The following is a 13,141-nucleotide window of genomic DNA, read 5'->3' as shown; positions in this document are numbered from 1 at the left end:
ACAGTGAATAAAAAGTTTTATGGGAAACTTTTTGTTTTCTTGCTTTTTCATTTAAAAGTGTGTCAATATTAGGTTGTATAACAAGGATTTGGAGGGATTTGAAATGAGTACACCGAAAGATCTTCGATATTCAGAAGAACATGAATGGGTCAAAACAGAAGGGGAAAAAGTACGAATTGGAATCACAGCATTTGCACAATCCGAACTTGGCGACATCGTATTCGTTGAACTGCCGGAAGTTGGCGACGAAGTAACCGCTTCAGAACCTTTCGGAAGCGTTGAGTCTGTTAAGACTGTTTCTGAACTGTATGCTCCGGTTTCAGGTAAAGTCGTGGAAGTGAACGATGAACTTGCTGACAGCCCTGAATTCGTGAACGAGTCCCCTTACGAAAAAGCTTGGATGATCGTCATTGAACCTGCTGATGCCGGTGAAGTGGACAAGCTTATGAGTGCAGAACAATATGATGAAATGATTAACGAAGGTTAATGGCTGACACCTTGAGTGAATTCTCAAGGTGTTTTGTTTTTTATTTGGGGCATTCTAACGATAGAAACCATTATAGAAAGGATGACCCCTATGACACTCGAACCGAAAAAACTCGATGTCACCGACCGTGTGACAGGAAAATTAAAAAATGGAGAGCTGGAATTGTATCTCGATAATCAGCCGGTCGGCAGAATGGCTGTTCCGCTTGACGGGATTTCCATGGAACCTAATTTTGAAACAAAAGAAAACAAAATTTTTCAAAGCTACACCGCGACAGAAGGGTCTGATACACGATATACAGACTGCGATGAAGGCGGCTGGTGTTAAGCTCCCAAATAGGGTGCCGGACTTCTCCTGATGGACAGCCGGCACCCTTTTGCCTATCATAAAGCTGATTCAAGGTTATTGATTATGTATATATACTTCATAGATGCTGTCTCAACTGCTTAGTTAGTAAAAGAATTATGTATAAGCCTGTTCCAGGTGATGATTGGGGTGCAAGAGGAAGACTTCTTTGGGAAATGTGAGACTTGTCCAGCTACGGGTCTTAAAGACACATGTCATAAGTCAAATCATCCAAAAGAGCGCCTTCGTGGCCGCTTCGCCTTATGCCACCCGTCTCTGAGCGAAGCCCCTCCACTTTTCTACTCGCAGGATGGTACGACCGAGGAGGCTCACTGGCTGCCTGCCGAAAGCGAAGTCTTGGTGCGGAAATCAACAGCGGGTTTAAACACAGCCTTTTTCCTTTCTATTTCCTCAAAAAAATGAGAAGATATGAGTAAGTAGTGGACATCATCTCTAAATAATTGAATATACTATCCTAATCTTATTTTCTGAAAGATAAGGTGATGACAATGTTTGAAATTGGTGATGAAAAAGTAATTATCGTTGAAGGTACGACAGATAAACGAAAGGTTAAAGGAATCATAAAGGAACCGATTGAAATTATCTGTACGAACGGAACCATCAGCATCACAAAAATGGACGAACTGATCGATTCGCTGGAACAGAGAGATGTTTATATACTTGTGGATGCCGATCATGCAGGCGAAAAGCTGAGGAAGCAATTCAAGCGTGAATTCCCGGAAGCAGAACACTTATATATCGACCGGATGTATAAAGAAGTGGCATCTGCACCCGAGTATCATCTTGCTTCAGTACTGGTTGGCGCAAATATCGATGTACACACGGAATATTTGGAAAAAAGGATGAGTTAAGTTGAACGAGGTAAGTAATGAAAGAGCACTGTATGATGCAATCAATACACATGAGCTGGCCGCCGTGTATCTCTACACCCCGATGTGCGGGACATGCCAGGTAGCCGGGAGGATGCTTGACATCGTGGAAAAGCTTCCCCATTCCTTTCATTTCGAGAAAGTCAATTTGAATTACTTGCCACAGTTTGCAGAAGAGCAATCAATTGAAAGTGTGCCTTGTCTGCTCCTATATAAGAATTCGAAGGAAATTGAAAGGATCTATGCCTTTCAATCGGTTCCCTATCTATACGACATGATGAAGAAAACGGAGACCTTTACGAGCTAAGGGTCTTTTTTATGTCATTTATATAAATTTTCTTCGATGAGTAAAGAAAACCTTTCTACAAACAAGGACATATTTCTCGGGAAATTTTTAGAGAAATTGCTCGGAATTCATATTCTGAATATTCAAAACTATCATTTTCGACAAGAATATGACATTTCTTCTGAATCATGTCGAGCGACCCGGGGAGGATAAAATACCCAGAAGTAGAATGTATTAGGTAAGAAGATTCGCGGGAGGGTATGTATGAGAAAACACTTAGAAACTCTAATTGAACAATGCCGTTCGAAGTACCATCTGCAGCTATTATTTCCATCAAATCCATTCATCCTGGATATTCAATGTAAAGATCAGCGTTACACCATTTCCCTTTCAAGCAAGGCATGTATGATCGTGGAAGACAGTAACGGACTTGAATCTCAGTTCTTGATTAAAGGAACTGAAGATATGATTGCCTGCCTGATTAAAGGAAATGAGCTATTATCGCACATGGTTGATCAGGATCAGCTTGAAATAAAGGGAGGATACCGGCCGCTGCTATTCGTCGAATCGGTTTTATGGCTGACCAGGCCTGTGGTAAAGGAAACTGTGGAAATATAATGAAAACTGTAATCTTCTGAAAAAAACATTTGACATGTCTTTGAACGTGATGATAGAATCACCTTTGTAGAAAATTTTCTGAGACTTTTAACTCTTTAACTTAATATATTAGACTTACTCTTATTAAGAGTGGTGGAGGGACGTGCCCTATGAAGCCCGGCAACCGTCAATGCAAATTGAAATGGTGCCAATTCACTCAAAGCAGACGCTTTGAAAGATAAGAGAAAGGATAGTCATATGATTATGCCTTTCTGCTTATCAGCAGGAAGGTTTTTTTATTGCCCTTTTTTGAAGGGGCGCACGTTTAATAGGAGTATTAATTCTTATTAGAACGATCGTTTTACTCAAAAGAAAGAAGGTGACCGACATCATGATTACCATCTCAGACGTGAAGAAAATATATCAATCGAAAGCAGGGCCGATTTCTGCAGTGGACGGAGTGAACCTTTCCGTTAAGGAAGGTGAAATATTCGGGGTGATCGGCTACAGCGGTGCCGGTAAAAGTACGCTGATCCGTATGCTGAATGGCCTCGAGGTACCGACAGAAGGGACTATCAACGTAGGCGGCCAAGCAGTATCTACAATAAAAGGTAAAAAGCTCAGGGAAGCAAGGCAGTCAATCGGAATGATATTTCAGCATTTCAATCTGCTGTGGTCACGGACTGTCATTGATAATATTCAATTTCCCTTGGAGATAGCAGGGGTTCCTAAAAAGGAAAGAGTTAATAGGGCAAACGAACTGCTGACGCTTGTCGGGCTTGAAGGAAGAGGGGATGCATACCCTGCGCAGCTGAGCGGTGGCCAGAAACAGCGTGTAGGCATCGCAAGGGCACTTGCGAACAACCCGAGAGTACTTCTGTGTGATGAAGCGACATCTGCACTTGATCCCCAGACAACCGATTCCATCCTTGATCTGCTTGTGGATATCAATAAACGCCTGGGATTGACCATCGTCCTGATCACGCATGAAATGCACGTCATCAAAAAAATCTGTCATCGTGTAGCCGTGATGGAAAATGGGAAGGTTGCCGAACTCGGGGATGTTCTCGAAGTATTCCGTAATCCGCAGCAGCAGGTGACTAAACGGTTTGTGAAGGAAGTATCACAGGATCAGGATTCGGATGAAGTGATCGAACAGCTGATCAAAGAGTACCCGACAGGGAAGGTCTTGAAATTCACGTTCGTGGGAGACTCCACCGGGCAGCCGCTGATCACCTCGCTGATCAGAAAATTCGACCTTGAAGTGAATATCCTCCAGGGGCAGATATCACAGACCCAAAAAGGGGCTTACGGCACATTATTTGTCCATCTGGACGGAGAGGAATCTCAACTTAAGGAAGCTCTCACGTTTGCCGAAAGCCAGCTGGTGAAAGTGGAGGTGATGGCAGGATGATCGAAACGATCTTTCCGAATGTCGATTGGGAAAAACTCTGGGAAGCAACACTTGAAACCCTTTATATGACAGGAATGTCCGTCCTTATCACGTTTGTATTGGGTATCATTCTCGGGATACTTCTATTTTTGACATCCAAAGAAAATCTATGGGAAAACAAGCTTACTTACACTATAACAAGCGCTGTCGTAAATGTATTCAGGTCGATCCCGTTCATCATCTTGATCGTGTTGTTGATCCCGTTCACGAAGTTCTTGCTTGATACGATCCGCGGTGCGAATGCAGCCCTGCCGGCGCTCATCATTGGGGCAGCCCCGTTTTACGCGAGAATGGTTGAAATCGCCCTGAGGGAAGTAAACAAAGGTGTAATTGAAGCAGCAAAGGCCATGGGCGCAAAGACAAGTACAATCATAATAAAAGTGCTCATCCCTGAATCGATGCCCGCACTCGTTTCGGGTATAACGGTGACTGCCATCGCCCTTGTCGGATATACAGCTATGGCAGGGGTCATAGGGGCAGGCGGACTTGGGAACCTTGCCTATCTTGATGGTTTCCAGCGAAGCAGGGATGATGTCACATTGGCATCGACGATCATGATCCTGATCATCGTGTTCGGAATTCAATTCATTGGTGATTTCTTTACAAAAAAATTAGACAAACGTTAAAAGGAGAGAACAACATGAAAAAATGGTTAGCAGGAGCAGTAGCAGCAGCAAGTATTTTTGGATTGGCCGCTTGCGGAAATGATTCAGGAGCGGGGAGCGATGAAAAGGAATTGGTTGTGGGTGCTTCGAATGTACCGCACGCTGAAATCCTTGAACAGGTAAAGCCGATCCTTGAAGAGAAGGGAATCGATCTTCAAATCGAGACGTATCAGGATTATATCCTTCCTAACAAAGATCTTGATAACGGCGATATCGACGCCAACTATTTCCAGACAATCCCTTACATGGAACTTCAAATGAAGGATAATGAGGGTTATGATTTCGTCAATGCGGGCGGAATCCATATCGAGCCGATCGGAGTATACTCCAAGAAGTATAAATCTCTGGAAGACCTTCCGGACGGTGCAACAATTTTGATGAGTAACTCTGTTTCCGATCACGGACGCATCCTAAGCTTATTGGAGAAGAAAGGACTCATCACGCTGAAGGATGGCGTCGAAAATACAAAGGCTCAGCTTGAAGACATTAAGGATAACCCGAGAAACCTGAAATTCGATTACGAGTATGAAGCGGGTATGCTTCCTCAAATGTACGAAAATGAAGAAGGCGATGCCGTGGTCATCAACTCCAACTATGCCATCGATGCCGGCCTGAAGCCTCTGAAAGATTCAATCGCAATCGAAGATACTGATTCTCCATACGTAAATGTAATCACTGTCAACAAAGGCGACGAAGATAAGGAAGAAGTGAAAGAACTGGTTAAAGCTCTGCGCTCAAAAGAAATCCAGGATTTCATCAATGAAGAATGGGACGGAGCGGTTGTCCCAGTTTCAGAATAATACGTTTTGAGAAACCCGATGCTTCCATCGGGTTTCTCTTATGGATAAATTTCAGTCATAAACCATTCCTGATTGGCTCATACTATCTTCGATGAATCTAAAACGAAAATGGAGTTGAACAGGATGCAAATGGAACCAAGAAATACAACCGAAGCGGCACTTCATGACTATAAAATGGGACTCGGGATCTTCACGGAGAAAATGCCTGAGCTTGCAGAGCATTATAATACGTTCACAGAACACTGTTTCAGGGAGGGTGTCCTTTCTAAAAAAGAAAAGCAGCTGATTGCCCTTGGGATCAGTCTTTATTCACAGGATGAATACTGCATCATCTACCACACAAAGGGGTGCCTCGATGAAGGATGCTCTGAACAGGAAATTCTTGAAGCTGTCGGTGTCACTGCGGCATTCGGCGGAGGGGCAGCAATGAGCCAGGCCGTCACCCTCGTACAGCAGTCCGTGCAGGAACTGAACCAGCTTAAACAATAACTCAGAAAGCGGAAGGGCTCGGATCGGAGCCCTTCCGCTTTTTAGTTTCTTCTATTATATATAGGACTTTCGTTCAGGAGACGGGAAAGTTTTATTGGCGTGGAGCGTGGAGGGTCATTGGTTTATTTAGCTCCGACTGCATAAAGATAATCCGACAAGTTGCACGTAATTGTGAAAAGTGGAATGTATTTTCGAAAAGTGGAATGAAAATCAGATATTTGGATCGTATTATTCAGAATTAGAACGGAAAAGCAGGAAACTGGAACATAAATAAAAATGGACATGGACTCACATCCGAAAATCCAGGCTGCCTGTCCATTTCTCCCCATCTCTTCAATGTAAGCGCTTCATCTTTATACAACCATCTGGATATTTACTAACTTACCTATCATTTGCCAGTATAGTGGCGGAATTTTGTGAAAACTTAATGATACCCTCCTGTAAAAATCTTCTGAATATGATTTTTAAGAAAAAATGAAGAAATTCGGGTTTTGTGTTCAGAAGGAGGGGGTAGTATAGTTATGAATATAAAATTTGAAAGGAATGATTCATTATCGACTCTCTTGAGGGTTTGTCGTACACAAGTGAAATGGAAAAGGCGATGCATAGTGCCCATGGAATTGGATACGAGGTGTACAAACGAAAGCATGCAGTGAGGATGCAAGTAGAGAAGCAAAGAGAGCAGGATTACAAGGAAAGCCGAAGAATGATTGCCGCACTTGATAGAAAAGTGCATGCTAATATATAATAGATGCAAAGGAAAACCAGTGTTGTTTCAGACACTGGTTTTTTTCATTAATGCGGTATAAAGTACTGCGGATAATACATGATTATGCTTTATTTCATTGCAATCATTAATAAAAACATATAAATGGTCAGGCATGTAACCAGCCGAGGAGACACGTGCTGCCCTCGGAAAGCGAACTCTTGCAAGGAAATCGAATGAGGGGAATGAAATACAACAGCATCATGTAATTTCTTCCTTTTTATATAAGAAGAAACCCGGACAGGCTCCTTCACGGCAGGGCCTACATTTTTCTGATTGTTTAAGCACACAATAGAGAAGGATTTTCGGGCAGGATAACCTGGTCGGCAGGCTCTGAAAAAGTTGATTATACCTTTTATTTGTTATAAGATTGTAATGATAATAAATTGAGAATGAGTAAGGGAGTAACCCTTACATTCATTTTATAAAGTCACGGAGGTATTTACACATGGCAGGTTCTACTTTAACAATTAAAGATCTTCATGTTGAGATTGAAGGAAAGGAAATCCTGAAAGGGGTTAACCTTGAAATTAAGGGTGGAGAAATCCACGCAGTAATGGGACCGAATGGTACAGGTAAATCTACTTTATCTTCTGCTATCATGGGTCACCCTAAGTATGAAGTAACAAAAGGAAGCATCACGTTTGACGGCGAAGATGTCCTTGAAATGGAAGTAGACGAGCGTGCGCGTGTAGGTCTATTCCTTGCTATGCAATACCCAAGTGAGATCAGCGGTGTTACAAACGCGGACTTCCTTCGCTCTGCAATCAACAGCCGACGCGAAGAAGGCGATGAGATTTCACTAATGAAGTTCATTCGTAAAATGGACTCTGAAATGGAATACCTTGAAATGGATCCTGATATGGCACAGCGTTACTTGAATGAAGGTTTCTCCGGCGGTGAGAAGAAGCGTAATGAAATCCTTCAGTTGATGATGCTTCAGCCTAAGATCGCAATCCTTGACGAAATCGATTCAGGACTTGATATCGATGCTCTGAAAGTTGTATCTAAAGGAATCAACAAAATGCGTGGAGAAGATTTCGGCTGCTTGATCATCACTCACTATCAGCGTCTTCTTAACTACATTACACCAGATCACGTTCACGTTATGATGCAGGGCCGCGTCGTGAAATCAGGCGGTGCAGAACTTGCTCAGCGCCTTGAAGCGGAAGGTTATGACTGGATTAAGGAAGAACTCGGAATCAAAGACGAAACTGTCGGCCAAGAAGCGTAAGTGTTAGGGGGATAATAATGACTGTAGAAACGAAACTATCAGTAGATCAGGACTATGTCAGCTCCTACTCGAAGCAGCTTGGGGAGCCGGAATGGCTGACGAACCTTCGTACAGATGCGTTCAACAAGATGAAAGACCTCAGCCTGCCGGTTGCAGATAAGACGAAAATCACGAACTGGAATTTCACTTCATTCAAGAAGCATGCAGTTGACAGTGAATCGTTCTCATCATTGAATGAGCTGCCTGAAGAAGCAAAGGCACTAGTTGACTTAGAAAGCAAAGATCAAAGTTTATATATTCAAAGAAATAATACGCCTGCTTTCCTTTCATTATCCAGTGAATTGAAAGACAAAGGTGTCATTTTCACCGATATCTTCACTGCGGTGAAAGAGCACAGCGACCTTGTTCAAAAGTATTTCATGACAGAAGGCGTGAAAACAGATGAGCACAAGCTTACGGCTCTTCATGCTGCATTGATGAACGGTGGAGCGTTCCTTTACATTCCTAAGAATGTGGAACTGGTTGATCCGATTCAAGCGGTTTATGTTCACGATGATGCTGAAGTTGCGATGTTCAACCACGTATTGGTTGTGGCGGAAGACAACAGTTCAGTGACATATGTAGAGAACTATATTTCTACTGCTGACGTTGAAGACGGTGTCTACAATATCGTGACGGAAGTTGTAGCTAAAAACAACGCCAAGGTGGCATACGGTGCAGTGGACAATCTTGCAAGCGGACTGACGACTTATGTGAACCGCCGCGGTGTTGCAGCAAGGGACGCCCGCATTGAATGGGCCCTCGGCCTGATGAACGACGGTGACACCGTTTCTGAAAACGTAACGAACCTGATCGGAGACGGTTCTTATGCTGATACGAAAACGGTTGTTGTCGGAAGAGGAAAACAGAAGCAAAACTTCACGACGAAGGTTGTTCACTTCGGTAAAAACTCTGAAGGTTACATCCTTAAGCATGGTGTCATGAAAGATGAAGCTTCTTCAATCTTTAACGGTATCGGTAAAATCGAACACGGTGCATCCAAGTCGAATGCAGAGCAGGAATCACGCGTATTGATGCTGAGCGAAAAAGCTCGCGGAGATGCCAACCCGATTCTTCTGATCGATGAAGATGATGTAACAGCAGGACACGCAGCTTCGGTTGGCCGCGTCGATCCGCTGCAGCTATACTATCTGATGAGCCGCGGTATTCCTCAGAAGGAAGCGGAGCGTCTGGTCATTCACGGATTCCTGGCTCCTGTAGTGAATCAATTGCCGATTGAAGGAGTCAAGAAGCAGCTTGTTGAGGTAATTGAAAGGAAAGTAAACTAATGGATGTAAAAGAGATTCGTAAGCATTTTCCGATTCTCGACCAGGAAGTCAATGGACAACCGCTAGTTTACTTGGACAGCGCTGCGACTTCACAAAAACCGATTTCCGTCATTGAAGCAGTCAATGATTATTATAGAGGCTATAATTCGAATGTTCACCGCGGTGTTCACACGCTTGGTACAAGAGCGACGGATGGCTACGAAGGAGCCCGTGAAAAGGTTCGCAAGTTCATCAACGCCCCGTCAACCCAGGAAGTGATATTCACGCGCGGGACGACAACGTCGATCAATACAATTGCATCGAGCTACGGACGTGCCAATCTAAGTGAAGGCGATGAAATCGTCATCACCCATATGGAACACCACAGCAATATCATCCCGTGGCAGCAGCTTGCCAAGGAAACCGGTGCAGTATTGAAATATGTCCCTCTTCAAGAGGATGGGACGATCACCCTTGAGGATGTGAAAGAAACGGTTACTTCTCAAACGAAGATCGTTTCGATCATGATGGTATCGAACGTACTCGGTACGATGAATCCAATCAAGGAAATCACGAAAATCGCACATGAAAACGGTGCGGTCATGGTCGTTGACGGGGCACAGGCTGCTCCTCATATGAAGATCGATGTGCAGGATCTGGATTGTGATTTCTTCGCCTTCTCCGCTCATAAAATGGTCGGTCCAACCGGAATTGGTGTCCTTTATGGGAAGAAGAAACATCTGAACAAGATGGAACCGGTCGAGTTCGGCGGAGAAATGATCGATTTCGTGGGCCTGCAGGAATCCACGTGGAAAGAACTTCCGTGGAAGTTCGAAGGCGGTACGCCGATCATTGCAGGCGCAATCGGCCTTGGTGCTGCGATTGATTTCCTGGAGGATATCGGACTCGACAATATCGAGGCATACGAGCACAAACTTGCCGCATATGCCCTCGATAAGATGAATAGTGTTGAAGGAATGACCATTTACGGTCCGAAAGATCCCGGTCAGCGTGCCGGACTTGTGACATTCAACATTGATGATGTCCATCCGCATGATTTGGCGACTGTATTGGATGCAGACGGAATCGCTGTCCGTGCAGGCCACCATTGTGCACAGCCGCTGATGAAGTGGCTGAATGTGTCGGCAACTGCCCGTGCCAGCTTCTACCTGTACAACACAGAAGAAGATATTGATAAACTTGTAGCAGGCCTAGTGAAGACAAAGGAGTTTTTCAGCGATGTCTTTTAATAACTTAGATCAGCTGTACAGACAGGTCATCATGGACCATTATAAAAACCCCCGCAATAAAGGGGCGCTTGAAGATGGAAGCTTTACGATCGATATGAATAATCCGACCTGCGGCGACCGCATCCACTTGACATTGAAGGTGGAGGATGGAATCGTCCAGGATGCGAAATTCGACGGTGAAGGATGCTCCATTTCAATGGCTTCGGCCTCCATGATGACGCAAATCGTAAAAGGTAAAGAAATCGAAGAGGCCCTTAAGCTTTCAAAGATTTTTTCTGATATGATGCAAGGGAACGAATATGATGAAGATGTGGATTTAGGAGATATTGAAGCACTTCAGGGAGTCGCTAAATTCCCGGCCCGCATTAAATGTGCAACACTGGCGTGGAAAGCGATGGAAAAAGGAGTGAAAGAAGAAGAGCAGGAGTAAGCTCTTCTTCGGTACTCTATCAAAGAATGGAGGAATCAACATGGCTAAGAAAATGCCTGAGATCGGGGATTATAAATACGGATTCAGCGATAAAGACGTATCAATTTTCCGTTCAAAACGTGGTTTGACGCGTGAGATTGTAGAAGAAATCTCCCGCATGAAGGAAGAGCCTCAATGGATGCTTGATTTCCGTTTGAAGTCACTTGACCATTTTTATAATATGTCAATGCCGCAATGGGGCGGCAACTTACAAGAACTGAACTTTGATGACATTACGTACTACGTTAAGCCTTCTGAGAAGTCAGAGCGCAGCTGGGATGAAGTACCTGAGGAAATCAAGCAGACGTTTGATAAATTGGGTATTCCAGAAGCTGAGCAAAAGTATCTTGCAGGGGTATCTGCCCAGTACGAATCTGAGGTTGTTTACCACAACATGCAGGAAGATCTTGAAAATATGGGAATCGTCTTCAAGGATACAGATTCCGCACTGAAAGAAAACGAAGACATTTTCCGTGAGCACTGGGCAAAAGTCATCCCTCCGACGGATAACAAATTTGCTGCACTGAACTCAGCGGTATGGTCAGGCGGATCGTTCATCTATGTTCCTAAAGGTGTGAAGGTAGATACACCGCTTCAAGCGTACTTCCGCATCAACTCCGAGAACATGGGTCAGTTCGAACGTACACTGATCATCGTTGATGAAGGCGCAAGCGTACACTATGTAGAGGGTTGTACGGCTCCGGTTTATACAACGAATTCCCTTCACTCGGCAGTTGTTGAAATCATCATCAAAAAAGATGCGTACTGCCGTTACACAACGATTCAAAACTGGGCGAACAACGTATTCAACCTGGTAACGAAGCGTGCCGTGTGCGAAGCGAACGCCACTATGGAGTGGGTAGACGGAAACATCGGATCTAAACTGACGATGAAATATCCGGCTGTCATCCTTAAAGGAGAAGGCGCCCGCGGTATGACACTTTCCATCGCGCTTGCAGGTAAAGGTCAGCACCAGGATGCAGGGGCTAAGATGATTCACTTGGCACCGAACACTTCTTCAACAATTGTATCGAAGTCGATTTCCAAGCACGGCGGTAAAGTAACATACCGCGGAATCGTCCACTTCGGACGCAAAGCGGAAGGTGCACGCTCGAACATCGAGTGTGACACGCTGATCATGGATAATCAGTCCACTTCCGATACGATCCCTTACAACGAAATCCTGAACGATAACATTTCGCTTGAGCACGAAGCGAAAGTATCGAAGGTATCAGAAGAACAATTATTCTATCTGATGAGCCGCGGAGTTTCAGAGGAAGAAGCAACAGAAATGATCGTAATGGGCTTCATCGAGCCATTCACGAAAGAACTTCCAATGGAATACGCAGTTGAAATGAACCGCCTGATCAAGTTCGAGATGGAAGGTTCAATCGGATAAACTATATATGTAACGATACCACCCCCTTGCTGCTGTTTATGCGGCCAGGGGGTTTTTCTTTTTCAGAAGGCAGTTTTCGGTTGTTGCTTTTTTGTTACAAGGCTTGCAGACTGAATATTGGTTGGGGAGGTGCTCTTTTCGAACTCAAGTGCTGACACTAGAGGACGGATAAGCCAAAAATACACAGATGCCTGTATTTTCTTGTGTGCAGAGTAAACCTATGGTCTGACTAATGCATTTTTGGTGTTGAATCCAGTCACATTTGGGTGAAGGACATCGTTAGAGGGCAATAAATAGAGTCATTATGTGGAGGACGGCAGCTGTAAATGGGAATGAATTGGATATTTTTTCGATATCTTGTAATAATCTTTGAAAATGGGTCGATAATCTTTTAAATTCTAAAGTTAGTCTAAAAAGTGGACACACAAAGATGATAATAGGGCATAACTATAACTATTATTAATAAGGACGTGTATCCATGGGAAAGTACTATACAAACGAATATAAAGAATACGTAGCTAAAATGGTTGCTGAAGAAGGTAGAAAAGGGACTGAAGTGGCTTATGAGTTAGAGATTCCTTATGCTACCATGATGCGCTGGGTCAAACTTTACAATGAGAAAAAGGCTGCTGAACAATCCGGTGAGCACATCACTCCTTCCGAATTGGAAAAGTTGAAAAAAGCACACGACAAGGAACTCAAGG

Annotated in this window: 16 protein-coding genes and 1 riboswitch; all 16 genes read left to right on the top strand. The window is 43.9% G+C overall.

Annotated features, from left to right (window positions below; translation table 11 throughout):
• The first annotated feature begins 103 nt into the window (after positions 1-103).
• Positions 104-487 carry a glycine cleavage system protein GcvH gene (gcvH, locus tag AS034_RS19425; RefSeq protein ID WP_032086510.1) on the top strand — a complete coding sequence of 128 codons (384 nt, stop codon included), beginning with the start codon at positions 104-106 and terminating at the stop codon, positions 485-487.
• A gap of 90 nt (positions 488-577) precedes the next feature.
• Positions 578-814 carry a YusG family protein gene (locus tag AS034_RS19420; protein ID WP_032086537.1) on the top strand — a complete coding sequence of 79 codons (237 nt, stop codon included), beginning with the start codon at positions 578-580 and terminating at the stop codon, positions 812-814.
• Positions 815-1,341: 527 nt separating this feature from the next.
• Complete coding sequence (locus AS034_RS19410; protein ID WP_058299823.1) at positions 1,342-1,704, top strand: toprim domain-containing protein; 363 nt, start codon at positions 1,342-1,344, stop codon at positions 1,702-1,704.
• Between the two features lies 1 nt (position 1,705).
• Positions 1,706-2,029, top strand: coding sequence for a thioredoxin family protein (locus tag AS034_RS19405; protein WP_058299822.1), 324 nt, complete (start codon positions 1,706-1,708; stop codon positions 2,027-2,029).
• A gap of 243 nt (positions 2,030-2,272) precedes the next feature.
• Entirely contained in the window at positions 2,273-2,626 is a 354-nt protein-coding gene (locus AS034_RS19400; RefSeq protein ID WP_058299821.1) for a hypothetical protein, read from the top strand.
• 117 nt (positions 2,627-2,743) lie between these two features.
• Positions 2,744-2,850, top strand: a riboswitch (SAM riboswitch).
• A 146-nt stretch (positions 2,851-2,996) separates the two neighbouring features.
• Entirely contained in the window at positions 2,997-4,019 is a 1,023-nt protein-coding gene (locus AS034_RS19395; protein ID WP_058299820.1) for a methionine ABC transporter ATP-binding protein, read from the top strand.
• Positions 4,016-4,684: a methionine ABC transporter permease gene (locus AS034_RS19390; RefSeq protein WP_058299819.1), complete on the top strand. Its 669-nt coding sequence runs from the start codon at positions 4,016-4,018 to the stop codon at positions 4,682-4,684. The genes AS034_RS19395 and AS034_RS19390 overlap by 4 nt, the downstream gene beginning before the upstream one ends.
• A 14-nt stretch (positions 4,685-4,698) precedes the next feature.
• Positions 4,699-5,523, top strand: a complete 825-nt coding sequence (locus AS034_RS19385; RefSeq protein WP_058299818.1) for a MetQ/NlpA family ABC transporter substrate-binding protein — start codon at positions 4,699-4,701, stop codon at positions 5,521-5,523.
• Positions 5,524-5,646: 123 nt separating this feature from the next.
• Positions 5,647-6,012 (top strand): carboxymuconolactone decarboxylase family protein, encoded by a 366-nt coding sequence (locus tag AS034_RS19380; RefSeq protein ID WP_058299817.1) that lies wholly within the window; start codon positions 5,647-5,649, stop codon positions 6,010-6,012.
• A gap of 589 nt (positions 6,013-6,601) precedes the next feature.
• Entirely contained in the window at positions 6,602-6,760 is a 159-nt protein-coding gene (locus tag AS034_RS23520) for a YuzK family famiily protein (RefSeq protein ID WP_473243016.1), read from the top strand.
• Positions 6,761-7,226: 466 nt separating this feature from the next.
• The gene (sufC, locus tag AS034_RS19375; RefSeq protein ID WP_032086502.1) at positions 7,227-8,012 is read left to right on the top strand and encodes a Fe-S cluster assembly ATPase SufC; all 786 of its coding nucleotides are present in this window, start codon (positions 7,227-7,229) and stop codon (positions 8,010-8,012) included.
• A 17-nt stretch (positions 8,013-8,029) separates the two neighbouring features.
• Positions 8,030-9,340, top strand: a complete 1,311-nt coding sequence (gene sufD / locus AS034_RS19370; RefSeq protein WP_032086501.1) for a Fe-S cluster assembly protein SufD — start codon at positions 8,030-8,032, stop codon at positions 9,338-9,340.
• Complete coding sequence (locus AS034_RS19365) at positions 9,340-10,569, top strand: cysteine desulfurase (RefSeq protein WP_058299816.1); 1,230 nt, start codon at positions 9,340-9,342, stop codon at positions 10,567-10,569. The genes sufD and AS034_RS19365 overlap by 1 nt, the downstream gene beginning before the upstream one ends.
• Positions 10,559-10,999 carry a Fe-S cluster assembly sulfur transfer protein SufU gene (sufU, locus tag AS034_RS19360; RefSeq protein WP_032086499.1) on the top strand — a complete coding sequence of 147 codons (441 nt, stop codon included), beginning with the start codon at positions 10,559-10,561 and terminating at the stop codon, positions 10,997-10,999. The genes AS034_RS19365 and sufU overlap by 11 nt, the downstream gene beginning before the upstream one ends.
• A 40-nt stretch (positions 11,000-11,039) precedes the next feature.
• Positions 11,040-12,437, top strand: a complete 1,398-nt coding sequence (gene sufB, locus AS034_RS19355; RefSeq protein ID WP_032086498.1) for a Fe-S cluster assembly protein SufB — start codon at positions 11,040-11,042, stop codon at positions 12,435-12,437.
• A gap of 478 nt (positions 12,438-12,915) precedes the next feature.
• A partial coding sequence (locus tag AS034_RS19350) for a transposase (protein WP_058299815.1) occupies positions 12,916-13,141 on the top strand: 226 nt, incomplete at its 3' end.

The organism is [Bacillus] enclensis, assembly GCF_001456935.1.
Classification (GTDB): Bacteria; Bacillota; Bacilli; order Bacillales; family Bacillaceae_B; genus Rossellomorea; species Rossellomorea enclensis.
The sequence above is the reverse complement of the archived record's forward strand: the minus strand, read 5'-3'. Positions and strand labels throughout refer to the sequence as shown.